Source organism: Phormidesmis sp. 146-20 (genome assembly GCF_052939475.1).
Map to the genome: position 1 here is coordinate 147,630 of NZ_JBJPHT010000007.1, position 25,664 is coordinate 173,293.

Sequence of the window (25,664 nt, forward strand, 5' to 3'; positions counted from 1 at the left end):
ACTAACCCCCTTCATCAAAGGGGTGCAAGGCTTCTTCATTGATCGGTTTATCCCAGGCGGTGTTGTCGATCGATTGGCGATATTGTTTCCACGCTTGCTTTAAATCGCCGTTGTGATAGCTCGCCCAAGACGAGTGCAAATAGGCTTGACCCAGTAACGCAAAACTGGGCTTGTGAAAATGGCTGAGATCTTGGATCAACTGTCGCGCCACCCGTGATGACTGGTCAAATTCACCATTGACGACTCTGGCTAACATCAAGTCATACATTGCTTCGAGGTGTCCTGGAAAGATCTTCAATGCGGCTTCAAAGCGATCGATCGCCGCTCCAGGCTTGCGGTTTTCACCCTCGTTGAAGTAGTTTACGCCCTGGTTGACGATCGCCGTTGCAAGGTACTGTCTGGCAAAAAATTGGTCGGGTGCGATCGCTAAGGCGCGCTGAAAATAATCTTCTGCTTTGAGATAGTCTCTCAGATGATAGCGTTCTAGCCCTTTGGCAACGTTGATCAGAGCCAGATCAGGTTCGCCATCATAAAATCCGGCTGCTGCCCTACGCTGAAGAAATTCTTCATCACCTTGCAAGGGTGGATACGAGGCGGCTAATGTTCGGCTGATCGTAACAACGGGGTGATATTCGCCTTTGGCAAACATTGTGTCGAGTTGATGATTGATCAGGTTGGGCACGAGCAGAGAGAAAGCAATGATGCCAGCGACTAGACCCACCCAGGGCAGCACTTTGCCCATATCAAATAGAAAGCGATCGAGCGTTTCATCAGCCAGTCCCAGGTAGAAAGCCATTAACCCGATCGCCAGCCCGATCGTTGTAAACACCCAGCCTTGACCAATAAAACCAAAAAAGTGATTGCTATAGCCCAAGCCTCTTGTCCAAATTTCATCCCATAAGGACAGTTGAAAAAATCGACTATCTTCAATGGAGAAAAACGTCGATGTGATGGGACTCGACTGCTCCAGTGAAATGTTTTGTTTCCACTGCGATTGCACCTGAGAAAAATTAACTTCGACGTGCTTGTTAATCTGTTGTCCCTGTTCATAGTAAGCTTTCGCCACTAGAGTCACCGTGGGAGAGAAAGTAGTAACAAGATACGGAACGAGTAAAACTGCAATGATACCGCTCCAGAAAAATAAACGCGGCGCACGATCGATTCTGAGCCGGAAAACAAACGCAAATCCGATTAGCGCAAATAATGCAGCGAGAACTTTACCTGCATTGATGACAGAAAGATTAATTCCGAATGCTTCTAGCGCATGGGGCGGCAAATTATACCAAGGCTCGATCGCTCCTAGAACTAACGCAAACGAACCGACGAGCAAAGTGATCCGCTCTCGGTTAAACCAGTTTAGTTGTTGGAGCAAAATTTGCATTGTTAATTAACTGTTAATTAATTTGAGACGGTTTTGCTGGCATTGGCTGCACTTCCAATCGATCGCCAGGGTTTAAGGCTCTCGGCAAGAGAATCACCTCGTCTCCCGGCAATAAACCTGCTAAGACTTCTCGTTGATTGCCCGCTAATCTCCCTAGCTTCACTTTCTTAACCACAGCTTGACCTGACTCAGGCACCATAACCATGCCTCCCCCACCTGATAAGTGAGTCACCGCCTTTTCTGGAATAAACAACCCTGCCTTACCCCGATCGAACTGCACATACCCCTGCAAACCAGAAGGCATCTGGAGATTGTCAACAGCCACCCACACAGAATAGGTGTATTGTCGATCGACACTAACCTTGTTGGGTTTTCCAGCTTGTGTTTCAACAGTGCGATTGAGCCGGATCACGCGCCCTTTGTAAGTGCGTCCAGGATAGGCAACTAGGCGAACGGTGGCCACATCACCCATTTTGATAGCATTCAATCGCGCCTGATCAACAAATGCTTTGAACACAACGCCTTCCTCTAGCTTGATCAAGGGGTCACGATCGCGCATATCCGCTAATTCACCAGCATGGATATTGACCTGACTCACTAACCCATCACTGCTAGCATAAATCACTGTGTTGCTCAAGTCTCTGATTGCCTCCTGGAGAGCGATCTTACTGTTTTGCAGCGTTAGACGAGCCGCAGTTATTTCTTGCTCGATCGTGGTTTGGTCAAGCCGTCTCGCTACTTGAGCATCAGCCAGATCGCGTTGGCGAGTAATCACAAAGTCTCGATTGTTAAATCGCTGCGTTTCTGTGTTCACTACGCCTTGTTGTGCCGACAGCAATTCTTTTTTGCGCGTGGCATAGATGTCTTGCATGTCATACAACTGAAACTTAGAGATAGCTCCCTGCTTCGCCAAAGGTTCAAGCTGTTGCAATTTTCTTTCAGCCGTCTTCAATCTGACCTGAGCCGCTTCAACATTGTTCTTGAGTTCTCGTTCTGCTAGAGAATCAATCTGGCTCAGTTTCGTTCCAGCCGCGCTAAGTCTGGCTTGGGCTGCCATAATGCTCCCTTCTCGCTCCAGCATTCTTTCTGGTGCAGAAACTTGTAGAGAACGCAGGTTTTGTTCAGCATTGGCCAGATTGTTGCGGGCACGATCGACCTGAGCCACAAAGGGAGCCTTTTGTAGCCGAAGGAGTGGTTGACCTCGACGCACCTGTTGTCCTTCGACCACATACACCTTCTCAACAGGTGATGATAGTAGCGGACGAATGTTGACGGCTTGCAGTGCTGCTGATTCCCCCGGTGCTGCGACGCTTTCCTCTACGCTTTTTAGCCCTACCGATGCAGTTTGTACTTTAATCGGGTCGCCCTTGATGCGTTGCAGCGCTGGATACCCCAAGCGGGAACCGTAAAATTTAGACTCTGGATTTTGCAGAGTCGGCAACAGTACGGTGACAGTGAGCGCGCCCATAACGCCCGCAGGCACGACAACTAAAGCACTCAAAACTAGACGGGAGGAAAGTTGGGATTGCATCATTCTCAATCGCAGGTAACAGAACTATCAGAATCAGAAGCATTCGTTAACGCGGTACTAAACAGGGATTGCCACAGGGGAACAATGCGCGACCAGCTAAACCGAGTTTGCACATCGTTCAAACCAGCGCGTCCTAATTCTTGAGCCGACACGGGATCTTCTAAAACAGTGAGAATCGCTTGAGCCAGCGCCACCGAGTCTTTTTCAGGAATGAGCAAACCCGTTTTACCGGAGCAAATCACATCCACGATGCCGCCAACTGCACTGGCAATTACGGGCTTTTCGTGAGCTAACGCCTCAATCAGGACAATTCCCAAACCTTCGGTGTCACCTTTACTATCGACGATCGCAGGCAACACAAAGACATCACAAGTTGCATACTCATTCGCCAGTTCTTCTTTCGTGACGAACCCTAGAAAGTCTACAACGCCTTCCAAACGCAAGTCTTTGCATTGAGTGCGAATCTCTAGTTCCAGAATGCCCTTGCCGACAATTCGCAACCGAACCGATTGTTTTGCGAGTACGATCGGGAGTGCTTCCAGCAAATATCGCAGTCCTTTGCGCTCGTCTAATCGACCGACAAACAAGAGTCTGGGAGGTTCTTCGGGCGATCGGGCTTTCGGAGCTTTGGCTGAGATCGTCAGACCGTAGGGCACGATCGTCACTTGCCCGTCATAAAGTTTGCGAACTAACCCTTGAGTAAACGAAGAATTGGCAGTCACTCCTTTAGTCATCGGCAGGAGCCAACGCAGAATTGTTGCCACGAAGCCAAACTTGTTCGCCAACAGCAGTTCGCCGCCGTGAAAGCAGAACACCATCGGAATGCCCAAAAGTTTACTGGCAGGGAACGCCATCAACCCGTGGGGAAATGCCCAATGGACTTGCAGCAAATCTGGTTTTTCTCGACGGCACATCCAAAACACTTGCCAGGTTCCTAGTAGGATGTATAGCGCAGCAACCAATAAGTAGAGCGGTTGCTGTTGCAGCTTAGTCGGAGCGCCATCCCGTACTAGGTTCTCAAACTGTTTGATGCAATAGCGGAAACGATAAACCTGTATTCCATCCAGCCAATAGGATGAACTACCCTCGTAGGCAGGGGCAAACACTATGAATTTAGCTCCAGTGGGTTGCAGACGCAGATTTGCTTCCCGCACAAAGGCCCCATGATGACCATCAGACGTGAGCGGATAAACCGATGTCATCACTAAGATGTGTTTGTCTCGAAGACTGGTCATTATTGTTTCGCCAGCCATCCAAGCCGCTCCAGTTTCATCGGTGTGAGTACACGACCTTCCGATTGAAACCAACACCAGACCTTAAAGAAATCGATCGCCGATGAAATCAACCGTCCGCGACCAAATTTACTCTTTCCAGAATGGCGCGGATGCCAGGGTGTCGGCACTTCGACTACGCGACAACCCCAACCTGCCATGACTGCCAATGTATAGCGATGGGTGACAAGTTCTAATGGCAAAGTTGCCAATACATCTCGCCGCACCAACTTGATCCAGTTCATATCGTGAATGCCTAAGCCAAATATGCGACGACAGGTAGCGTTTGCCAGACTAGATGCACGGGTCTTGCCATCATTTCGGTGTTGTCGCCAGCCCGCTACAGCATCCACTCCAGGCACACAGGCTTCTAACAGCAATGGGAGATCTGTTTGAGGATCAGATTCGAGATCGGCTTGTCCCCAGAAGATCCAATCTGTAGTAGTATGCGCGAGGGCTGTCTTCAACACACCTGTCACACTCCGCCTGTGAGGATGACGAATCACGTTCAAAAAGGGGTATTGCTGACTCAAAAGCGCCAGAACATTCGGACTGTCATCGGTGCTGCCATCGTCAATGACCAGGACTGGCAACGTGAAGCCAAGCGCTTTGAAAGCTTGATCGATCAAGAGCAGTAGCGGTTCCAGGTTGCCCTCTTCATTGAAGGCAGGAATGACAACCGTAACAGACTTGCTTTTAAGCGGAGGTAAAGGCGAAAAAAACGCAGGATTTTCTACTAGTAATGTCATAGTTTAGACCGCCTGAATTTCTCAGGAAAGAGGCTCCGTCCCTGGGTATTGATCGGACGGGCTGATCAATCATCACTCTGGTAGATTCCCATTTACCTTTGCTTTGCTTGCCACTTCAATTCACTCTTTAGGGTGACCGTCAAAGCATCGGAATTCACCTAAGATAACTGTTACGAGGGTGACAAACTAGGGACGAAGAAAGTTGAATTGGAAACAGGTACATCTGCTGATATGATTTATTTATTAACAAAAAGGTGGGGAAATATTTTTTGAAATGGTATGGGCAATTACATTTAACTGGTGTAGACTATCTGACATCAAGAACTAACTGAGTCTGCTGCAATCAAGGGTTGCAACCGATAGCAGTTCTAAAATGTCCGTACTCAAAGCAGCAACGAGGGGGTTTTTACCAATCTTCTGCAGAAAGCTTAATCCGTAATTGATTAAGGATCTACCAGATTAAAATCTTCTAGCAAAGCCTTTAGTCTCTAGAATTCTCTCCAAAGCAGGAGTCGGGGTCTCAATCACTAATCGAAGCGAATGCAAATCGATAGTATCGGCTGTCTTACGGTCTTGTTAAAAGCTCAAGTTTCGCATCTACTTTTATGACTTGTTATGAAACTTTTACTGGTTGAGGATGATCAGTGTATTACTGAACTGTTGGCAGAGGCTCTTGCTGGCGAGAATTATGCGATCGACATTGCGCTAGATGGTCAGGCCGGCTGGGAGTCAGTGGTAGCTTCTGATTATGACTTACTTCTACTGGATGTATTTTTGCCCAAAGAAGATGGGATTAGTCTCTGTCGGCGGCTACGCTCTCATGGCTACTGTATGCCGATTTTGATGCTAACAGCGCGAGATACCCTCCAAGATTGGAGAGCAGGGCTAGATGCGGGTGCTGACGGCTACCTGGTTAAACCTTATAAGCTCAGAGAGTTGTTGGCTTCTATCCGCACTCTACTTGAGAAGCCTTCACTTGCCTGTCAAAACTTGTCTGTTAGAGCTTAAGAGATTTGTTAGGAAAACTTTATCGTCTGCCTCAACTCCGAGATCTTTCAAAGTCAGAGTCCCCAGAATTGGGGGATTTAAGCATGAAAAAAGCTGATAGCGACTTTTTGAGTACCGCTACCAGCAGGTTGAAGATTAGATTTGTGTGAATTGTCGTGACTAGCTCTGGTGAGAGAGTTTGGGTAGGGCAACCTTAGTCCAGGTGGCGGGCCTTATAGCGCTCGTACTCCTCCGAAAGATTACTTTCTGCTTTAGGCTTTTTGTGATGAAGGCCCAGAAAATACGTCAACGCTGTACTCACCAAGGCAATGCTAACTCCGAAGGCTAGAATATCTGTTCCACCTTCCCACTTCACGGCTCGCCCTAGAAACAAAACACTTAAGATCACCACTACGACGCTCACAAGTTTGCCTTTGAGATCATCTAGGTTGTGAATTTCTAACCAGGGAGGCACTTTAAGGCGTTCGTCAATAAACAGTAAATAGAGTCCAAGTGCCGTGATGTGAAAAACAGTTGCTAGTAAAAACAAATCGATAATTTCGATAAACGATAGAATTATCGTCTTTGCCTCACTACTGGAATGCCCTATTTTTAGAGCAAGACCGATCGTAACAAAAGTTTGAACTGCGCCATAGAGCAGAAGTGTGATTGAGATTGCAAATGAACACAGTACAGCAACTAAAATCGATATTCGACTGCTGTTGATAATTCGATTGAGCATGTTGGTGAATGTATTCTACAACAGTTTTTTCTTCACACAAATTACAAATGGCTACATCACTTGTAGTTGTTGCAATCTTGGCAATCTAGAGGAATCTCTAGCGATTTACTAGTTCTAGGCTGCTGAAACGCCAACGCTAGAATGACCTGATGTTTGTTAGAGAAGGTACAGCAAAAAGAATAGAAGAATCCACACGACATCCACAAAGTGCCAATAAAGCTCTGCGGCTTCTACCCCAAAATGATGATCACTGGTGTAATGTCCTTCTTTACGCGATCGCCACCACACTGCTCCCATCAAAACCAGCCCAAATGCGACGTGCAGCCCATGAAAGCCCGTTAGAACGTAAAACGTACTGGCAAACAAGTTTGTCGTCAAACCAAACTCTAAATGAAAGTACTCATAGGCTTGACCGACCAGAAAGATTGCTCCCATCGCCGCAGTTGCTAAAAACCAGGTTTGTAGGCCTGCAACGTCATTTTTTTTGATGGCAACATCCGCTTTGTGAATCACAAAACTGCTGGCAATCAGAATAATGGTGTTGACTCCGGGTAGCCACAACTCTAGCTCTGGTGTGCCTGCGGGGGGCCAGACGGGGGTAACCGATCGAAAGGTTAAGTAGGCAGTAAACAAGCCCAAGAAGATCATGCCTTCGGCAAGTAGGAATATAAACAGCCCGAAGATGCGGTAGTCATGATGCTCAGAATGGGGAGCGATCGTCGTTTCGGCCGTCAGATAATCGTGGTTGGCGGTCTCAGCTAGATTGGTTGTTGAGCTTTGCATGAGTGTTGGTTCGGTTTTAAAAGATTGTCGAGTCACGGTGTATGGGCCGCTAGTCCATTGGGCGTTGCTGATTGGAGGGATGAATGCGTGGGAAGTGCCAATCTTTCCGCCCCCTAAATCCCCCAAAATTGGGGAACTTTGAACATTGGGTTTCCCTTCACTTTAGGGCAATTCGTCCCATGATTCAGCAACGCTGTCATTGCTAATTAACCCATACACTTTGAAGGATGATTTACTTATTCCTGGCTAAGGATTTCTTCGTGGCTGTCAGGATGAGTCAGCGATCGAGCAGACTGAACAGCTAGATCATCAGGACTATCTGATATCGAAGAACCTGCGGGATCAGAGAACAACACATCTACAAAGCCATCTTTCTGATGATTGCTTCCTGTCCCATGATCGGGCACACCGCCATAGTCATAGAAGCCTGTGACCAAAACGGGATCAATGAGAAAGTTTTCTACTGGCGGCGGCGAAGTTGTCATCCATTCTAGCGTCAGGCCTCGCCAGGGATTATTTCCAGCTTTGGGGCCTGAAATGAGACTCCAAATAACATTCACAACGAAGGGAAGGGTCGAAACTGCCAGCAAGTAAGCACCGATGCTACAAATCAAGTTGATCGCTGCAAACTTTGGATCATATTCTGCAACCCGTCGATTCATGCCTTCTAGTCCTAGCTTGTGCATTGGAAAGAAGGTGACATTAAACCCGATCAACATCAGCACAAAGTGAATTTTACCCAGTGTTTCATTGAGCATTCGCCCTGTCATTTTGGGAAACCAGTGGTAAATGGCGGCATAAATCCCAAACACGCTACCACCAAACAATACGTAATGGAGGTGAGCCACGATAAAGTAAGTATCGTGAACGTGAATGTCAAAGGGAACAGCAGCAACCATAACCCCGCTAATACCACCAATCACAAACATTGAGATAAATCCCAACGCAAACAGCATGGCGCTATTTAATCGCAGCTTACCACCCCAAATCGTGGCGACCCAGCTAAAGATCTTGATGCCCGTGGGCACAGCGATGATCATCGTCGTGATCATGAAAAACATTCGCAACCAGGGCGGCGTGCCGCTGGTAAACATATGGTGTGCCCAAACAATCAAGCCTAGAAAGCTAATTGCAAGACTGGAGTAAGCGATCGCTTTGTAGCCAAAGATGGGTTTACGAGCATGAACGGGCAAAATCTCTGAAATCGCCCCAAAAAAGGGCAAAATCATAATATAAACTGCCGGATGCGAGTAAAACCAGAACAAGTGTTGATAGACGATCGGATCTCCACCGCCTGTGGGATTAAAGAAGGAAGTTCCTATTAGCAAATCAAACGCCAGTAAGATCAACGCACCCGCTAATACAGGGGTTGCAATCAGCGCCAGAGCGGATGTTGATAGCATTGCCCAACAGAACAATGGCATCTGGTTAAATCCCATCCCAGGGGCACGCATCTTAAAGATGGTGACGATGAAATTTAGGGCGGCCAAGATAGAGGACGTGCCAAGCAGTAGGACGCTGAGAATCCAAATTGCCTCACCTGCTTTGTCGCCCGTTGTGCTTAATGGTGGATAAGAAGTCCAGCCTGCACCAGGAGCGCCCACAAAGAAGCTACTTAACAGCAACAACCCTGCGGGTGGAATCATCCAAAATGCCAGCGCATTTAAGCGAGGAAATGCCATGTCTCGTGCCCCAATCATCAAAGGCACCAGATAGTTTCCAAAGCCACCTGTCCCAGCGGGGACAATCCACAAAAAGATCATCACCGTTGCATGAACTGTGAATAAGCTGTTGTAAACTTCGCGGCTCACAAAATCGACTTCTGGAGTTGCTAATTCTGTGCGAACCATTGTCGCCAGCGCTCCCCCAACCAGGTAAAAAACAAACGTTGTCACCAGGTACTGAATGCCGATCACTTTATGATCTGTACTAAATCCGAAGTATTCTCGCCAGTGTGTCCCCTTTGGCTCTTCGTCAGGGATAGGGGTCACAAAATTGGTCGTTTCTTGAAGCTGCGCTTGTGTCATACAAAATTAATCCTTGTGCTGGTCGAGTTGGATGACCTTTCGCAGAAGTCGGTTCTCAGGAAGTAAAAATCGACATTATGCCAAATTTTGACCTGCATCATGAGTGTGGTGTAGTTGTTCTAACGTCTCAGGAGTAATTCCGATTTCTTGAGCATAGGGAGCCAGAAACTCTGAGGGAGTCATCTCTGCTGGGTTTTGAGCGATCGCGGTCTCAGGGTCTGCTGCTCCACTGGCAATCTGCGTCTGAATCCAATGATCAAATTCTGCGGGTGTTTCTACAATGACCTGCGATTTCATGGCTCCATGATAAGCACCACAAAGTTCTGCACAAATCAAAGGGTAAGTTCCCGCAGAGGTCGGCGTAAAGCTCAACACAGATTCTCGACCTGGGACTGCATCTTGTTTCAGACGAAACTCAGGCACCCAAAAGGCATGAATCACATCATTGGCTGAGAGATTGACCCGCACTTCACGACCCAATGGAACATGCAGTTCTCCAGCCATCACCCCACTGTCTGGGTAACTAAAAATCCAGGCAAATTGCATGGCTGCTACATTCACCGTCAAGGCTGAAGCAGGTTGGATTACTCCTGTACGAGACTCTGAAGGAACTGTGGTCTCTGCAACAGTCTTTACAACAGTCTCTACAAACGCATTTGAGGACGCATTAGACGGTAAAGGGGCGGCTATGGCTGATCCAGACACTTGAGCGATCGCCGACCTACTGTGAGCCTGGGCACTGTGATCCATTGGGTCGCGCCCCCCGATCTGGGTGTAAACGTCAAAACTGTAAACGGCTAGTCCCAAAACAACGATCGCAGGAATAGCAGTCCAAAAAATTTCGAGGGGAATGTTGCCGTGGATGGGTAGAGCATCGGTGTCATCTCCTTGACGCTGCCGAAATTGAATCGCAGCAAACACGATCGCCCCTTGCACAATGATGAATAACCCGACCGAAATCGTCATCATCGTATTAAACAATCCATCGACTAAGAAGGCTTCCTTAGAAGCGGCAATGGGTAACAAACCGTGGTGCTGACCGACCCATAGACTCACCCAGGCGAGAAGGATACCCGCTACTAGCGTTAAAATACTACTTGGAATTTTCACGGCTTACGCAGAACTCCCTGCAAAACGAACAAGTTGGAGCGGATCATTAAGATAGAAAGCTTTGAATATTAGGGTGAATCTTGCAGTCAAAACACACCCTAATACCTGGATGAAACTAGCGATAAAGATTGCGAACTCTGGCAGCTTGAATCCAGCACAGAGTCGGGCACAAGATCACACTGAGTCCCAAGATGATTGCTGTCCAAGAATTGATTGTCAGGTCAGTCAACATAGTGATTTCTCCAATTTCAAAAAGGTAAATCATTGGAACGATCGATCGCTCACCAATTTTGCTAAAGGTCGCCGAGGTAGAGCGATATCTAAGCGTCTATGAGAATCAAAATTAAGGGAAAACCCCTTCACGAGCCTTGGCTCCACTTCATACTGCTGAAGATTGCTTCGAGTCATCACAAACATCCCAGCTATTCAAGATGCTTAGAAATCTGTGAATCAACAATTGAGCGATCGCATTCATATTTTCCGATGTATCTAAGCAAGCCTTGAGTATTCACTTCCATTGGAAGAAGCTGCATATTCCCGTTGACGTTTACTCTGAAGTAAACAGTTTTGGACACTTGAGAAGGGTTGTGGTTATAAATCATCAAAGTCTCCTTATGATTAGCAGGCAAACGATCTACTCTCTCCACACGGCTCTGCCCCACTTATTTCTAGCTGGGAGAAGGTTGTCTATCGGTTCTGCACCCCAAGGCTTTGAGAATATCGTTTTGGACAGGTTCAAATACAGTAAAGTTGTTGCCTATTCAACTTGCAAAAAGTGAGTTCTTACAGCAAGAACCTCAAATCGGAAATCGGCAGGATCAACAACCGCTCTGTATTTCAGCAAGCTTAGACTTTAGAGGGTGATAAACTTGGGACAAAAAGAGCCAGGCGCAAAATAGAGAGATTGGTCGATCGACAACCCTTTACCTAATTACAGTTGAAGAGAGATTATTAGAGGTCTCAGGGGTATTCTGATAGATAGTGACCTCGTGCCTGCTCTAACTCTTCATCTTTAGACGATTCCATGCCTCAATCTCAAGGAACTCCAACGAATCAACCCCCTCAGCCAATTCACCAAACGGTAGGGGAGTTTCCTGACATACAGTCTTCTGTAAAAAAGGGGTGGGGCCGATGGTTTAGTCGCTTGAAGGTGGGCCAAAAGATTAGTGGTGGGTATGGTCTGGCACTGGGAGTTGCCGTTGTGGGAATCACGGCCGGATTTTTAGTTGCAGATTATTATCAGCGGGAGGCCTATGAAGCGGAAGAAGATGCCACGGAGGAGATCAGTCTGCTCTATCGGATGGAGGGTGATGTCTTAGAAGCCCATCTTCACCAAAAACAACTCGTCCTGTTGATGGAAAAGCCGATCCTGTGGCAAATAGAGTATGCCGATTTTTTGACTCATCTAGCATCCTCCCGTCAGGTATGGGCAGAGTTTAAATCGTCTCAAGGATATCTCAATCCCGAAGTTGAAGAATCCGCGATCGAGCAAGAGGCACTTGACCAGTTGAGTCAGTCCTACGAGGGTTTGGATCTGCGCTTACAGCAAGTCGAAAAACAGCTTCAGCAGCTAAATCCACAGAACTTGCCACCAGAGAAGAGAAAGGCGGCTCAGACTCAGTTAATCGAGACGAATAACGATTCGTTAGTCTTTGAGTTTGATGAATTCTCAAAGCGGGTGGATAATCTGCTGAAAGTTGCGCTTGAGGAGCATGAGGAAGCAAACGAATCTATAGAGGCTGCTCTGGAATTGCGAACCCAGATCATTACAATTAGCCTACTATTCTCGATCGCGATCGCCATTTTCTGCGCTATCTCCACCAGCCGAGCGATCGCTCATCCGATTCAAATGACTGCTAACGTTGCCCAGCAGGTTATCCAGACCGAAAATTTTGATCTGCAAGCACCTGTCACCAGCCAGGATGAAGTAGGCGAATTAACGACAGCACTCAACCAACTGATCTGGAAAGTAAAGTACCTGCTACAAGCCCAAATCGAAGCGAATGAACAATTAGAAGTCTATAGTCACACGCTAGAGCAGCAGGTTGAAACTAGAACGCATGAACTCAGCGAGAAAAATAGCTCACTTGAGCAAACGTTAAAAGAACTGGAACGCACTCAAATGAGTCTGATTCAGAGTGAAAAAATGTCCAGCATTGGGCAAATGGTCGCAGGGGTAGCCCACGAAATTAATAACCCGGTTAATTTTATTCATGGCAACCTCAGCTATGTTGAGGAGTATGCTCAAGACCTGCTCAGACTGTTACAGCTTTATCAACAAGACTGCCCCAATCCATCACCCCAACTTCAAGCCGAGATTGCCGCGATCGAGGTCGATTTTCTGGTAGAAGATCTCACGAAGGTTGTCCAATCAATGTATCTGGGCACCAATCGTATCCGTGAAATTGTGCTGTCTCTACGGAATTTCTCTCGCCTAGATGAAGCCGAAATTAAGGCTGTCAATCTTCATGAAGGCATCGATAGCACACTCGTCATTCTAAACAATCGTTTGAAAGCTAACTCACAGCGTCCAGAAATCCGAGTGATTAAGGCGTATGGACAATTGCCTTTAGTAAACTGCTATGCAGGGCCACTCAACCAGGTGTTTATGAACATTCTGAGTAACGCGATCGATGCTTTAGAAGAATCTAACCAGGAGCGCACGTTTGAGGAGATCAAAGCCAACCCTAATACAATTCGGATTTACACGGAGGTTACTAGCAATCACTGGGCAACAGTCCGCATTGCTGACGATGGTAAAGGGATGAGTGAAACTGTCCGTTCCAAGCTGTTTGACCCCTTCTTCACCACCAAATCTGTAGGCCAAGGCACCGGATTGGGTCTCTCAATCAGCTACCAGATTGTCGTAGAAAAACACGGCGGAAAGCTATCTTGTCGATCGGCGATCGGACAAGGCACCGAGTTTTCGATTCAAATTCCCCTACAGCAGCCTCAGTCAACGTAGAGACACAAAGTGGGAGCATTCCAATTGTGCAAAATCTCGGATTGCCCTCCTCACGAAGTGGGGCGACTTTGCCAGCCCGTCTGTCCAGGGAGAAGGGAGTCAGATCTCTTGTTTCCCCTCCTGGAGGAGCGGGTGAGGGTGAGGGCAGAAAGACTGGGCTACACAATTGGGATACTCCCCACAAAGTTTGATGGACTCTAAAGCTGTCAAGCTGTCCTATCTATAGACAAAGGTTGTCTAGCTAGTAAAATTTTACTTCTTTTCAGCTTGAGATTAGATTGTCCCAGGTTTGTCACTCTTATCTACTTAAGCTATAGCAGTGAGTCTAATCAGTATCTATTTTAATTTTACTGGAAGCGGCGATCTACCAGGCACTCTGCAACAATGCACCCTGGGCTTAGGGTCAACTATAGAGTGGAAATTGCGACATTGATAACTAGCCGCTTAGTTAGCAGTTATAAGAGTCATCGGGTGTCCACCAAACTTTTTTCAAGCACTGCAAGTGAGAAAAATCATGACACAGACTACAGCCAGCATTCCCGTTAACCTGTATCGTCCAGATCACCCTCTGATCGGTCAATGTTTGCTCAACGAAAAACTTGTTCATCCAGGCGCTATTGGAGATGTCCGCCATATCATTCTCAGACTGCCTGATAAAAACTTCCGCTATGTAGAAGGACAAAGCATTGGTATTATTCCACCCGGAACCAATAGTAAAGGCAAACCTCATAAACTGCGGCTTTACTCGATCGCCTCCACTCGGCATGGAGATCACGGGGACGATCAGACCGTTTCGCTTTGTGTCAGACTTCTAGAATACCCCCATCCAGAAACAGGCGAAATCATCTACGGGACTTGCTCCAGCCACCTCTGCAACATGCAACCAGGTGATGACGTACAGATTGTGGGCCCAGTGGGTAATAGTTTTCTACTGCCTGATGACCCAAATGCAACCGTCATTATGATGGCAACTGGAACAGGGATTGCCCCTTTCCGAGCCTTCCTGTGGCGAATGTTTGATGAATACCATGCGGACTATATGTTCAATGGTGATGCCATGCTGTTCTTTGGGATTCCCACAACTGCCAATATTCTGTACAGAAACGAACTGGAGTATCTGCGAGACTTAGATGGAACAAGACTCACCATCCAGTATGCAATTAGCCGTGAGCAGAGGAACAGTAGAGGTGGCAAGATGTACATCCAAGATCTCATTGCTAACTATTCAACAACGCTTTGGCATCTTCTTCAGCGAGAAAGCACCTATGTCTATATTTGTGGGCTGAAAGGCATGGAAGGGGGAATTAATGAAGCTTTGAGTCAGGCTGCGCTTGAGGATGGAGTCGATTGGGCTGAGTACCAAAAGCAATTGAAGAAAGCTGGAAGATGGCATGTAGAAACTTACTAACACTCCGCAACTGATTGCTTTAAGTACTGAATTATGAAGAGTTTAAAGACATTAGACCCGATCGCAACCATGAAATCTGCCCGGCAAGCAACAACACGTCTCAGACGTACAAAAAGTATCGATCGCCAGACACCCCCACAAGACAACCTTGCTCCTGACAAAGACTCACCATCACCCTCTGAGCATTACATCAGTCCCCTAGCAGACTCAGTGCCTGCTTTTTTGCAGGTCATGTCTCGCTACCCTCTGCTCACAGCAACTGAGGAAATTGAACTCGCTCGACAAGTCAGGTTTCTAATATCTGCTGAAGAACAGCGCAATGGTCTCACTCAAGAACTGGGTCGAATTCCTAAACCCTCTGAGCTTGCGGCAAGGCTGGCAATTGAAACATCTGAATTAGAGCAACGCTGCAAACAAGGGCGCATTGCCAAGCGCAAAATGATTTGCTCAAACCTGCGATTGGTGGTCTCGATCGCTCACAAGTATCCCAATCACAAAGAGCTTCTCCCAGATTTAATTCAAGAAGGCGTATTGGGACTAAACCGTGCTGTTGAGAAGTTTGATCCAGAGCGAGGCTATAAATTCTCAACCTATGCGTATGGATGGGTACATCAGTGCATCAATCAGGCGATCGCTCACAATTGCCACACTGTTCGATTGCCCTACCAGACGGTGACCAAGCTCAACAAGCTTAAACAAATCATCTGTGACTTTCACAAAACATCAGGGCGTAGCCCTACAGAGAGCGAACTAGCCAAAATTTTAGAAGTTTCTCCACGTCAGTTAGTTGCGCTACAACGGGTGCGCCGCCGTGCTATTTCTCTCAACCATACCGTTGGTGAAGAAGAAAAAACTGAGCTAGTAGACCTGTTAGAAGATACCTCTCAGCTACTTGAAGAACAAACTGCCGAGACTCTTATCCATCAAGAGGTGCGAAATATCCTGGATGAAGTGCTATCTAGCCGCGAACGGGATATCGTCTTTTCTCTCTATGGCCTTTTTCAAAGTGAACCGTCCCCACTAGATAAAGTGAGCAGTCTATATAACCTGTCAGAAGACCGTGTGCTTCAGCTTCAAACCAAAGCGATCCAAAAACTTCACCGCCCTCAAACCGCAAAGCGTCTTCAGAGCTTACTGAGAGGACTCTAAAAGCGTCATATTCTGTCTAAAAGCGAGGGAGGATTGTTGCAGATTACATTGATCAAAGTGCTTCTTTCCTCTCTCACTTCTCACGAGGCTTGTCAAAGACAACTTTCTCCTCTCACTCCCGCTAGTAGAAACTCTCTTAAACAGACGTGAATTCGATGGAGTTTTTTCGCTTCGTTATTGAGCGCTTCGCCCCCTAAATCCCCCATTCTGAGGGACTTTGAATCAGCATAATTTCTTTGAACTCTGGAATTTTTTCTTGGTCAAAGTCCCCCAATTTGGGGGATTTAGGGGGCTGAAGCCGATTCAAACGAAGCGAGTCCCTCTCATCGAACTGACGTTAAACAGTGACCAACAAGTTGCACAATTATCCATCTAGCCACCTGTTAACGAGAGCATCCCAATTAGAATCTCGGATTGCCCTCATCCCCAGCCCTTCTCCCCAGGGAGAAGGGAGTCAGATCTCTTGTTTCTTCTCCTGGGGGAGAGGGTGAGGGCAGAAAGACTGTGCGACACAATTGGGATGCTCCCCTTGTTAACATCCAGTGATACACAATGAAACCGATTCAAACAGCAATAGACGAAGCACGCGAAGCTCTGCAAGCTTCAATTGTTTACTATCAGAAGACCCCTGTTGGAACAGTCGCCGCCTGTGATCCAGGAATGAGTACACTCAATTATGACCAGTGTTTTACTCGTGATTTTGTCGTTTCTGCTTTAGTCTTTTTGATGCAGGGCGAAGTTGAAATTGTTCGCAATTTTCTCACGCTGACTCTAGAGCTTCAAAGTCATGAAAAGCAGTTAAATTGCTTCAAACCAGGTCAAGGCATCATGCCTGCTAGTTTTAAGGTAGCCTCTAAAGGAATCAGCGAATTTATTAGTGCCGATTTTGGTGAACAGGCGATCGCTCGTGTTGCGCCGATCGATTCTTGCTTTTGGTGGCCCATCTTATTACGCGCTTATGGGAAAGCTACAGGTGATCTAACCCTGGCTCACAAACCTGAATTTCAAGAAGGTCTTCGACTGATTCTTGACCTGTGCTTAACTCCTCGATTCGACATGTTTCCCACGCTTCTAGTTCCTGATGGCTCATTCATGATTGACAGACGAATGGGAGTCTATGGTTACCCACTTGAGATTCAGAGTTTGCTATATGGAGCGCTGCAAGCCGCTAGTGAGCTACTGCTACCTGATGAGAAGGGGACACTCTACTTACAGGCTATTCGCGATCGGCTCAGTCATCTCGCACATCACATTCGTACTTACTACTGGCTAGATTTAGATGGATTAGAAAAAATCTACCATTACCGAGTCGAAGAGTTTGGCGAGTCAGTTGTTAATTGGCTTAACATTTATCCTGGCACAATTCCAGATTGGTTAGTAGAGTGGTTGCCAGAAAAAGGCGGCTACTTTGTTGGAAACTTAGGCCCTGCCCAAATGGACTTTCGCTTTTTTACTCAAGGCAACTTGCTTGCGATCGTGATGTCTCTAGCAAGCCCACAACAATCCCACGCCATCCTGGATATGATTGAGTATCGCTGGCACGATTTAGTTGGGCAGATGCCGATGAAGCTCTGCTTTCCAGCAGTTGAAGGGCAAGATTGGCGGTTGATCACAGGGTGTGATCCAAAAAATACTCCTTGGTCTTACCACAATGGAGGGAGTTGGCCCGTGATGCTGTGGCTACTCACTGCTGCTGCTCAGAAATGCGGGAGACCAGAAATCGCTTGTAAAGCGCTGGCAATCGCTCAAAATCGACTAGCGCGAGATCAGTGGCCCGAATACTACGATGGAAGACAAGGGCGATTAGTCGGTAAAGAAGCCAGAAAGTTTCAAACTTGGACGATCGCTGGATTCCTGGCAGCACAAACGCTATTAGATAATGTTGACCACCTATCACTAATCAGTTTTGAGCAAGAACCCGTACCCTTGATCTGCAATACAGGGCTAGACTTTGTTTTTTAAGTCGCAATAAGATGCCGTTAATAATGGTGCAATGGCTGGTTGACTGACAAAACTCCTGAACCTCTCGATTCTTCGTAGGGCGTTGAGCAACGCGAAACCCAACAGCAGCCTTTCTACCGTTGCTAACGTTGGGTTTCACCAGGTTCAACCCAACCTACCTGAAAAGATTTGTCAGTCAATCAGGGTGCAATGGTCTTGACCTGGACACTCGGTGTGAGGTTTTTGCTGGGGCAACAGAGAATTTGATCGATTTCCCTGACGCTCGGTTGATTCAGTGCGACGACCAGGGTTGGCAGAGTTGACTTTGCTTTGAACTTCTAGCTTGACCGAGCGCATTATCTATCAGCATAAAATCCATTAACATAAATTCTTTTGCATGAAAACTTCTACTTTCGTCAAGAGCAAAGGGCATCTCCATAAAACCTGCCAGGCATCTTGGCAAGCTGCGAGACAATGGTTTTTGAGTACACCTGAAAGAGCGCTCGATCGGGCTTACAGCGCTGCACTCCTGATTAAGTCTCTTGAGTATGAGAGCTTTGAGGCTAGTAAGATTCCAAATTACTCCACCGAGTCTATGGTTCAAGCAAACTTTGGAAAGTTTTTGAGCATCATCCATTTGAGACTCGCCGAATTTAAAGCAAGCCACTCAATGCTGGGGCATCCAAATTTTACTTGTGCAGAAACACTCAAGCGCATCAATACAAATGTTGAGAAGCTACAAATTATCGATGAAGTACTCGATGAGTATCTGATTGAACAACATTCAAGGATATTACCTTTGTTTCAGAAAAAAGGGCCAGTTCAACCGCGAACCTACTCGTCATCTCCCATCACGATCGATGTTCAGGCGACTAAAATTCCTTACTAAAGTCTTCTCTGAACGATGCTACGGTAAGGGCAGAGTTTTGGCTCTCGTAGATCTCAAATACTTCATCCATTCCCGTTAGCTCTAACAACATTCTAATCTGCTCATTCACAGAGCAAAGAAAGAGCCTCTTATCATTTACTTGAATCTGCTTAAATACCGTTACCAATGCCATCAATCCGAGGCTACTCAGAAACTTAACTTCTGTAAAATCAACTAACACAACACCAATTCCTGATCGAATTGCAAAGTCAGCTTGCTGACGAAACTGTGCAATAGAGCGATCGTCAACTGATTTAGGAAATCTGATCGTTCTAATTAAAAAATTCATACATCACCTCCTAGTTGGCTGATAGAAGTAAAGGGAACACACTCGGAAAATTTTTCACTCTATGAAGCGCTCAACTGATTGACGTTGCCCTACTCCGGTCATAGGAACCGACTTGAGCCAGTGATCTTGATGGCTCCATTAGTAACTGTAGATAGAGTTGACTGAGTTGAGATGCCACTCCTTCCCAACTAAATTGTATCTCGACTCGCTCTCTAGCAGTCTGTCCTAGCTGATCGCGCCAGTCGGGGTTAGTGAGAATGCGATCAATTGCCACCGCAAACGCGACATCATTCTTTGCTGGCACCAACAATCCGGTTTCTTCAGGAATCACGGTGAACTGCAACCCACCCACATCACTCGCCACTACGGGCGTACCAGAAGCCATCGCTTCGATCGTAACCAAACCAAAGGGTTCGTAGTGACTGGGCACCACACAAACATCCGCCGCAGCATAGTAAAGTGGCAACTCCGCATCCAGGCGACCAGCAAAAGTAGTCATCTCATTCATGCCCAATTCGTTTACGAGACGCTCAATGCGATCGCGCTCGATTCCATCGCTTTCACCCGGACGACTCCCCCCTCCAATCACCAACCTCAAGTCAGCACTGCCTCGCAGGGTAGAGCGACTCACCGCTCGCACTGCCGTTTCAATTCCCTTGCGCGGGTCAAACCGCCCGACATAAAAGACCACCTTCGCAGCAAGGGGAATTCCCAGCCTCCGCCGTGCTTCTAACCGATGGACTGCCCCAAACCGTTGAATATCAGTACCGCAGGGAATGATGTCAATACTGCCTTTTGTCGAAACAAGCGCGTGCATATGCTCTTTTTCTTGGGGACTGGTTGCCACAATCCGGTCTGCTGTCTCTAGACAAGTCTTCTCTACTCCTAATCGAGTCTGAGCAACGAATGGAGCAGTCGTAACCGATTTATACTTGATTGCGCCCAATGAGTGGTAGGTATGCACCTGTTTTAAGGGCTGGTGTCGCTTCAACTCCATCCCAACCCAAGATGAAATCCAATAATTGGTGTGAACCAGGGAGTACTGAAGATGCGATCTTCTCTGAAAGTCGAGCAGTGACTGAACAAACGCAGGTGCATACTCAAAAATCTCGTCTCTGGGGACAAAGATTTGAGGCCCGGCGATCAGACGAATGGTTCGGCAGTTTGGGCTATGTTCAACAATAGAAAGCTGTTCCAGACTTGCCTTCCGAGTGAACATATCAACCTGCCACCCTTGACGAGCTAGTGCCTCACCCACATGACGCACATAGACGTTTTGTCCACCTGCTTCTTCTTTGCCAATCTCAACAGCAGGATCGCCGTGAACCGAGATGAGAGCTAGGCGCTTTTGACTCATAGTGAACATAGATTTGCTGGTTCCAAAATTCAACAAAAAGGAGAATGAACCGGGATTGAACAAAATTCTTGCTCTACCGTCTCAGTCGATTTTGAGACTGCTTTCCCCGACCTGATTGACACAGATGCTTTCAATCAGTTTGTGCAATATAATCCCAGGAGAATTCTCCCAGTCTTCACTCCGAAGCTTGAATCTCATGCCTTGGACATTTGCCTGCGCCAAATCGAGAAATGATTGTCTGATTGCCTGCTCTACCGGGTCGGATGCCAAGTTAGAGTCCGTCTGATCCACAAGAGAAAGAATTTCATCGAGCACTGCCTGCTCCACCAAGTTGGATGGCAGATCAGGAGCTAGTTCGTGAGCGAACGCAAGCAGCCTAACGAGAAGGTCATCGATCTTGGCTAATGACATACAGCAGGCTAGTTAGGAAAGGTTTACAGTGAGGTTAGCGAAGGGGGCACGAGGTTGGGGATGCTGATCTTTCAGGAAACAATAGTTGTGGGCTTACAGAGTCTTGGAAGAGGTCAATATCTCTCTCAATGGCTGTGGCTATGTACTCATTTAGCTGTGCCTCTAAAACAGAAATTGCACCGAGATGCTTCCACCGATCGGGAGTGTCAGCGTCCTCTGGAAGGCTCTGCAAAGCCTGTTTGTGATAGGCGATCGCGTGTTGAATAAAGGCTATGGTCATCATTTGGCTTCCTCCGATGAGATGGCTATTGATGAAGGCTATTGCACAATAAGCTTCTACGGCGGTCTAGCAGACAACCTTTAATCGATTGATGCTGTCTGTTTCTTTTCCAAGGCGTGATGGATACGGGAGTCGATAGCCCTTGATCAAGGCTCAAAGCTCGATCGGGCTGCCTCCTGGAGTGTGATTCAACTTCTAGTAAGCTTTGATACCAGGGGTATCTTAAATATTTCACGGGTTTCATGAGTTCTGCCTCTCCCTTGTACTGGTTTACCGGGCTGCTCTGAACTTCAAGGCATACAGGCTGAAAGCAAGACAGTAGAACGGCCTTACTTACATCAAGTATTAGTTTGATTGCACTATTCTCGTAATCGTAGACGGCTGGTAGTCACCGAATGCCGTCACCTGCTACAACCGGGTTATTGAATAGTGAGTGTTAGTTTTACCTTTGCGAAGAATAGTAGCATATGCACCAGATCTGTGCAACTTTGAATCAGATATATTTTTTTACAGACCAAAACTTCGATCGAAGCTGGGAGCCTCGACCCTGTGCATGAGTTTACCAAGTTGCAAAAAGGCTGGGACGGATTTGAGAACGTAGGAGATTTCTAGATAAGAAGCTACCGACGTACCCCACCGCCTACGGCTCCTCCCGTTGTTAAGGGAAGGTTGGGAGGGGTCAGAGCGGTCAACTTGGGTAAAACTATTTCTGGAAATGTCCTTAGAACTATGTCGGCAGAAAGCTAACAAGCGATCGTTCTCCCTGTTTCCTTCTTTACATCCTTTTACAAATCTATAAGTTTTCAAACAGACTATTCAAACTTCACAGACAAGGTTAGAGATTGGCAGTTTAATAGAGTCCCGATTGATCAAGCTTCGGCTTCACTTAGCCTCTCAGCAAGTAGGTTAAGCGGAGTCGAAATCTACAGACAACGCAGCGAGGAATTCTATTTTCGCGCAAGTCCCTTAAGTCATTGGCATTGAGCAACCATTCATTTTTAAGAAACAATCCCCTGGCTTTTAGCGTCACCTTGTTCAAGATGGGTTAGTCGAGATTGCTCTCATCTTCCAACGATCCATTATCGTTCTCATCTTCAAACGACCCATTGTCTAATGATGAGCCACTTTCTAGCTCTTCTCTTTCCCGCTCAAAGTCAAACCCGTTTTGTTCCAGGATCTTTTGCTCTAATTCATTTAGTGGCATCTTTAGCCGTTCAGCTTTTTCTTCCAAAAGCGTATGAATCTTAGGCCAAATTTCGTCAGATCTCATTCTTAAAACAAGTTTGACCCAGGGGTTAAGTTTCATATCTCTGGTTGCAGCCCACAAGATCAACTTTCGTTCCAAGTCTGCTGATATCTCTATTTGGAGCCGCCGCGGACGTTTTTTTGTCATGGTTTTATTAGATTCCTTCAACTAGATAGAAGTTGGCTCTGTAAGGATTCTCAGGAGGTTGTTGAGAAGAACTTTGGGGGAGTACCCACTGACATAGCTTTTCAGATTTCTCTTCTCTAAATGGGTGGAAAGCTAACTAGCAAAGCGCTTTAGCTATTTTCTATCTTCATCGCCATGAACCCTCCAGTGAGTTTCTACGAAGTGAATATAAATCAAAACTTTATATTTATTGAGGTTGATATGAGTGACGTAAACTCAGTTTATACTTAAGCTACACTCATTATTGTAGACCTAGCTTCCGAAATCGTTACCTGCATCTCTAGTGGGTTTATTGTGGGAACTCTATAGATATATATCTGCATCAGGAGATATGTATCTGCATCAGGGCAATAGAGCGGAGCTAGATTTATCTACTGACATTGATAGGGACGATATGCCTAAGCGATTTACGATTGGACCTTTGGGAGAACACGACGATCATTGGCTATCTGTGTGGGCGGCCCTTACCGGGAAGAGTAAGGCTGCTTTGGCGACAGCAGTCGTAGGGGTTCGGGTGAAGCAAGCTAAAGAAAAAATTCAGGAAATGCTGGAACACTCTGCAAAACTTAGAGGAGTGACTCCAGATGAACTTTTTAGCTCCATCTTGGTAAACCCTCGATATTTGGAGGACAACCCGATCGCCGAAGAAGAAGAAAATGGCGATCGAGTTGAATCGAGATAACACAAATATCCACAAGATCTCCTGGGTGTTGCTGAATTAATGGGTCGTGCTGTCTATCCCCTCGCGACCCATTCAACAACGCGACCCATTTTGTGATGCAAATAAGGGACGGTTTATCTTCACCCTTCTGTCCCGTCTTTGTCACGAGTGACCCTTTAAGTTAGAGAGCAAGTGCATTCGACACAGTTGCTAGACTCAAACTGGAGAGAACTTCGATCGGTTGGCGAGAGATCTGTCAATCAAGTAGGATCACCCCTCAAATTTAGATTGCTGAAGTTCTGTTTTTAACTCATGAATATGGATTTTAGTAAGCTATCTCACTTCTATATTGCAGTTCTAGGCAATTCATAGATCGAATGTATCTTGAACACTTTGCTCATACATAAAAAGTGATCGAACTACGGTTTTATGATTCAAATAGGGTTGCCGCTAGGACTAACATTGACTAACAAGGTAGCTGATTTCAACTAACGGAATCAAAGAAAAAATTTGGGAGATCGAGTTCTGTTTCTCATTATTGCTCGGACAGAAAATGAGTGACAGAAACAGATCAGCTATTTGTAATATTCGCTTCGTGGAAGAACCAAATGATCGTGACAGCAACTGAAGTTCAGCAGGAGACGATCGCGCATGATCTTTCGCCCGGAGGAGAACGCTGGGTCTTGTTTTCCACCATTCTTGCCTCCAGCATGGCCTTTATTGATGCCTCTGCCTTGAATGTTGCTTTACCCTCTTTACAAAAAGATCTTCAGGCAAGTGGAATACAACTACTGTGGATTGTGAATGTCTACCTGCTAATGTTGGCTGCACTCATTCTAGTTAGTGGGTCACTCGGTGATAAGCTGGGACGCAAAAAAGTATTCATGGCGGGAGTTAGCTTATTCATTCTGGCATCTCTGGTTTGTGGGCTAACGCCAACGACCGAGCTACTTATCGGGGCACGAACTATACAGGGCATCGGCGGTGCAATGATGATTCCTGGTAGCCTGGCGATTATCACGGCTACGTTTAGTTCAGAGAAGCGAGGACACGCGATCGGCACCTGGTCAGCAGCAACGACGATCGTGACGATTGCAGGGCCAGTCTTGGGCGGCGGTCTCTCAGATATTGGACTCTGGCGCGGCGTGTTTTTGATTAACCTACCGATCGGATTGATTACACTGCTAATCCTTCACCTGAAAGTCCCAGAAAGTCGGGATGAAACCGCTTTTTCTCAAATTGACTACCCAGGCGCAATCCTGATGATGGTAGGACTAGCAGGACTCACCTATGGCTTTATCTCTCTGCCCAAATTGGGATTTAGCAACCTGCATAGCTACGGATCACTACTAGTCGGCACCTTTACGCTAGTTCTTTGCGGCATCGTCGAAGCTCGTAGCGCTCACCCGATGTTGCCCCTTTCTCTGTTTCAGTCGCGCACCTTTAGCGGTACGAATCTTCTCACCTTATTTCTGTATGCAGCCTTTAGTGTCGGCCCTTTTTTCCTCTGCCTCAATCTAGTAGAAGCACAAGGCTATCGACAAGCGATCGCGGGACTTGCCGATCTGCCCTTTGCACTTATGTTAGCCGGACTATCGCCCTGGGCTGGAAGGTTAACCGATCGCTATGGATCACGACTACCCCTGATCATTGGCCCTTTTTTGACTGGGCTGGGGTTTCTACTGCTGGCGATTGTCGGACTCACCCACGGATCTGCTGACTACTGGACTACTTTTTTCCCTGGCATTCTCGTGTTTGGGCTAGGAATGGCGGTGACGGTTGCCCCTTTGACCACGGCTGTAATGGGATCGGTGCCTACACACTATGCCGGAACTGCATCAGGAATTAACAATGCCGTAGCACGGACGGCAGGAGTGTTAGCGATCGCTATTGTCGGTTCGATAGCACTCAGTACCTTTGCAGAAGCATTGACCACTCACACGGCAAGTCTCAATCTATCCACCGAGGTACAAATCGCACTCCAAGCAGGAGCCAGCCAATTTGGACAAGCGATCGTCTTGCCAGACCTTGCACCACAAACGCTCAATGCTATCGAAATAGCCGTTAAGTTAGCTTTTGTGGATACTTTTCGGGTAGTCATGTTGATTTGTGCAGGCTTGTCTTGGGTGAGTGCGACAATGGCGGCATTGTTGGTCGATCGTTAGCAGTTGAGCATCTACCAAACTACACTCTAAGCGAGTCGGTAGATTCCAACCCTGTACCAAGGATTGACGAATCCAGTGCCAATGGATCTTGAGATAG

At 46.9% G+C, this 25,664-nt stretch carries 22 protein-coding genes; 10 read left to right on the forward strand and 12 right to left on the reverse strand.

What is annotated here, in order from left to right:
* Nucleotide 1: 1 nt before the first annotated feature.
* Genes ACKFKH_RS08725 through ACKFKH_RS08740 form a run of 4 tightly spaced genes read right to left on the reverse strand, consistent with a single transcriptional unit; the run spans nucleotide 2 to nucleotide 4,932 of the window.
* Entirely contained in the window at nucleotides 2-1,381 is a 1,380-nt protein-coding gene (locus ACKFKH_RS08725) for a tetratricopeptide repeat protein (RefSeq protein WP_446857875.1), read from the reverse strand.
* A gap of 13 nt (nucleotides 1,382-1,394) precedes the next feature.
* Nucleotides 1,395-2,912 carry an HlyD family secretion protein gene (locus ACKFKH_RS08730; protein WP_446857876.1) on the reverse strand — a complete coding sequence of 506 codons (1,518 nt, stop codon included), beginning with the start codon at nucleotides 2,910-2,912 and terminating at the stop codon, nucleotides 1,395-1,397.
* Between the two features lie 5 nt (nucleotides 2,913-2,917).
* Nucleotides 2,918-4,147: a glycosyltransferase gene (locus tag ACKFKH_RS08735; RefSeq protein ID WP_446857877.1), complete on the reverse strand. Its 1,230-nt coding sequence runs from the start codon at nucleotides 4,145-4,147 to the stop codon at nucleotides 2,918-2,920.
* Entirely contained in the window at nucleotides 4,147-4,932 is a 786-nt protein-coding gene (locus ACKFKH_RS08740; RefSeq protein ID WP_446857878.1) for a glycosyltransferase family 2 protein, read from the reverse strand. The genes ACKFKH_RS08735 and ACKFKH_RS08740 overlap by 1 nt, the downstream gene beginning before the upstream one ends.
* A gap of 615 nt (nucleotides 4,933-5,547) precedes the next feature.
* Here ACKFKH_RS08740 and ACKFKH_RS08745 point away from each other — a divergent pair.
* Complete coding sequence (locus tag ACKFKH_RS08745) at nucleotides 5,548-5,940, forward strand: response regulator transcription factor (protein ID WP_446857879.1); 393 nt, start codon at nucleotides 5,548-5,550, stop codon at nucleotides 5,938-5,940.
* A 193-nt stretch (nucleotides 5,941-6,133) separates the two neighbouring features.
* Here ACKFKH_RS08745 and ACKFKH_RS08750 read toward each other — a convergent pair whose 3' ends face one another.
* A complete protein-coding gene (locus tag ACKFKH_RS08750) occupies nucleotides 6,134-6,661 on the reverse strand; it encodes a YqhA family protein (RefSeq protein ID WP_446857880.1) in 528 nt (175 codons plus the stop codon).
* Nucleotides 6,662-6,817: 156 nt separating this feature from the next.
* On the reverse strand, nucleotides 6,818-7,444 hold the full coding sequence (locus ACKFKH_RS08755) for a cytochrome c oxidase subunit 3 (protein WP_446857881.1): 627 nt from the start codon (nucleotides 7,442-7,444) through the stop codon (nucleotides 6,818-6,820).
* Here ACKFKH_RS08755 and ACKFKH_RS08760 point away from each other — a divergent pair.
* The gene (locus ACKFKH_RS08760) at nucleotides 7,443-7,586 is read left to right on the forward strand and encodes a hypothetical protein (protein WP_446857882.1); all 144 of its coding nucleotides are present in this window, start codon (nucleotides 7,443-7,445) and stop codon (nucleotides 7,584-7,586) included. The two genes, ACKFKH_RS08755 and ACKFKH_RS08760, sit on opposite strands and share 2 nt — an antisense overlap.
* 94 nt (nucleotides 7,587-7,680) lie before the next feature.
* On the opposite strand, the gene ctaD is transcribed toward ACKFKH_RS08760, so the two are convergent.
* On the reverse strand, nucleotides 7,681-9,471 hold the full coding sequence (gene ctaD / locus ACKFKH_RS08765) for a cytochrome c oxidase subunit I (RefSeq protein WP_446857883.1): 1,791 nt from the start codon (nucleotides 9,469-9,471) through the stop codon (nucleotides 7,681-7,683).
* Between the two features lie 75 nt (nucleotides 9,472-9,546).
* Nucleotides 9,547-10,581, reverse strand: a complete 1,035-nt coding sequence (locus tag ACKFKH_RS08770; protein ID WP_446857884.1) for a cytochrome c oxidase subunit II — start codon at nucleotides 10,579-10,581, stop codon at nucleotides 9,547-9,549.
* A gap of 1,024 nt (nucleotides 10,582-11,605) precedes the next feature.
* On the opposite strand from ACKFKH_RS08770, the gene ACKFKH_RS08775 reads away from it, so the two are divergent.
* The 5 genes from ACKFKH_RS08775 (at nucleotide 11,606) to ACKFKH_RS08795 (ending at nucleotide 18,933) form a co-directional block, all read left to right on the forward strand.
* Nucleotides 11,606-13,546 (forward strand): ATP-binding protein, encoded by a 1,941-nt coding sequence (locus ACKFKH_RS08775; protein WP_446857885.1) that lies wholly within the window; start codon nucleotides 11,606-11,608, stop codon nucleotides 13,544-13,546.
* Nucleotides 13,547-14,060: 514 nt separating this feature from the next.
* Nucleotides 14,061-14,954 (forward strand): ferredoxin-NADP reductase, encoded by an 894-nt coding sequence (locus ACKFKH_RS08780; RefSeq protein WP_446857886.1) that lies wholly within the window; start codon nucleotides 14,061-14,063, stop codon nucleotides 14,952-14,954.
* A 33-nt stretch (nucleotides 14,955-14,987) separates the two neighbouring features.
* Entirely contained in the window at nucleotides 14,988-16,103 is a 1,116-nt protein-coding gene (locus ACKFKH_RS08785) for a sigma-70 family RNA polymerase sigma factor (protein ID WP_446857887.1), read from the forward strand.
* A 552-nt stretch (nucleotides 16,104-16,655) separates the two neighbouring features.
* Nucleotides 16,656-18,065 carry a glycoside hydrolase 100 family protein gene (locus ACKFKH_RS08790; RefSeq protein WP_446857888.1) on the forward strand — a complete coding sequence of 470 codons (1,410 nt, stop codon included), beginning with the start codon at nucleotides 16,656-16,658 and terminating at the stop codon, nucleotides 18,063-18,065.
* Nucleotides 18,066-18,441: 376 nt separating this feature from the next.
* Nucleotides 18,442-18,933, forward strand: a complete 492-nt coding sequence (locus tag ACKFKH_RS08795; protein ID WP_446857889.1) for a hypothetical protein — start codon at nucleotides 18,442-18,444, stop codon at nucleotides 18,931-18,933.
* Here ACKFKH_RS08795 and ACKFKH_RS08800 read toward each other — a convergent pair.
* The 3 genes from ACKFKH_RS08800 to ACKFKH_RS08810 form a co-directional block, all read right to left on the reverse strand.
* Nucleotides 18,917-19,261, reverse strand: a complete 345-nt coding sequence (locus tag ACKFKH_RS08800) for an STAS domain-containing protein (RefSeq protein WP_446857890.1) — start codon at nucleotides 19,259-19,261, stop codon at nucleotides 18,917-18,919. The two genes, ACKFKH_RS08795 and ACKFKH_RS08800, sit on opposite strands and share 17 nt — an antisense overlap.
* Nucleotides 19,262-19,331: 70 nt before the next feature.
* Nucleotides 19,332-20,618 (reverse strand): glycosyltransferase, encoded by a 1,287-nt coding sequence (locus ACKFKH_RS08805; protein ID WP_446857891.1) that lies wholly within the window; start codon nucleotides 20,616-20,618, stop codon nucleotides 19,332-19,334.
* Between the two features lie 81 nt (nucleotides 20,619-20,699).
* Entirely contained in the window at nucleotides 20,700-21,029 is a 330-nt protein-coding gene (locus tag ACKFKH_RS08810) for a hypothetical protein (RefSeq protein ID WP_446857892.1), read from the reverse strand.
* Nucleotides 21,030-21,213: 184 nt separating this feature from the next.
* Here ACKFKH_RS08810 and ACKFKH_RS08815 point away from each other — a divergent pair, with 184 nt between their 5' ends.
* Entirely contained in the window at nucleotides 21,214-21,393 is a 180-nt protein-coding gene (locus tag ACKFKH_RS08815) for a hypothetical protein (RefSeq protein ID WP_446857893.1), read from the forward strand.
* A gap of 961 nt (nucleotides 21,394-22,354) precedes the next feature.
* Here the strand turns inward: ACKFKH_RS08815 and ACKFKH_RS08820 are convergent.
* Nucleotides 22,355-22,702, reverse strand: coding sequence for a hypothetical protein (locus ACKFKH_RS08820; RefSeq protein WP_446857894.1), 348 nt, complete (start codon nucleotides 22,700-22,702; stop codon nucleotides 22,355-22,357).
* A gap of 433 nt (nucleotides 22,703-23,135) precedes the next feature.
* Between ACKFKH_RS08820 and ACKFKH_RS08825 the strand changes: the two genes are divergently transcribed.
* Entirely contained in the window at nucleotides 23,136-23,423 is a 288-nt protein-coding gene (locus tag ACKFKH_RS08825; RefSeq protein WP_446857895.1) for a hypothetical protein, read from the forward strand.
* A gap of 587 nt (nucleotides 23,424-24,010) precedes the next feature.
* Nucleotides 24,011-25,567 (forward strand): MFS transporter, encoded by a 1,557-nt coding sequence (locus tag ACKFKH_RS08830; RefSeq protein WP_446857896.1) that lies wholly within the window; start codon nucleotides 24,011-24,013, stop codon nucleotides 25,565-25,567.
* Nucleotides 25,568-25,664: the final 97 nt, after the last annotated feature.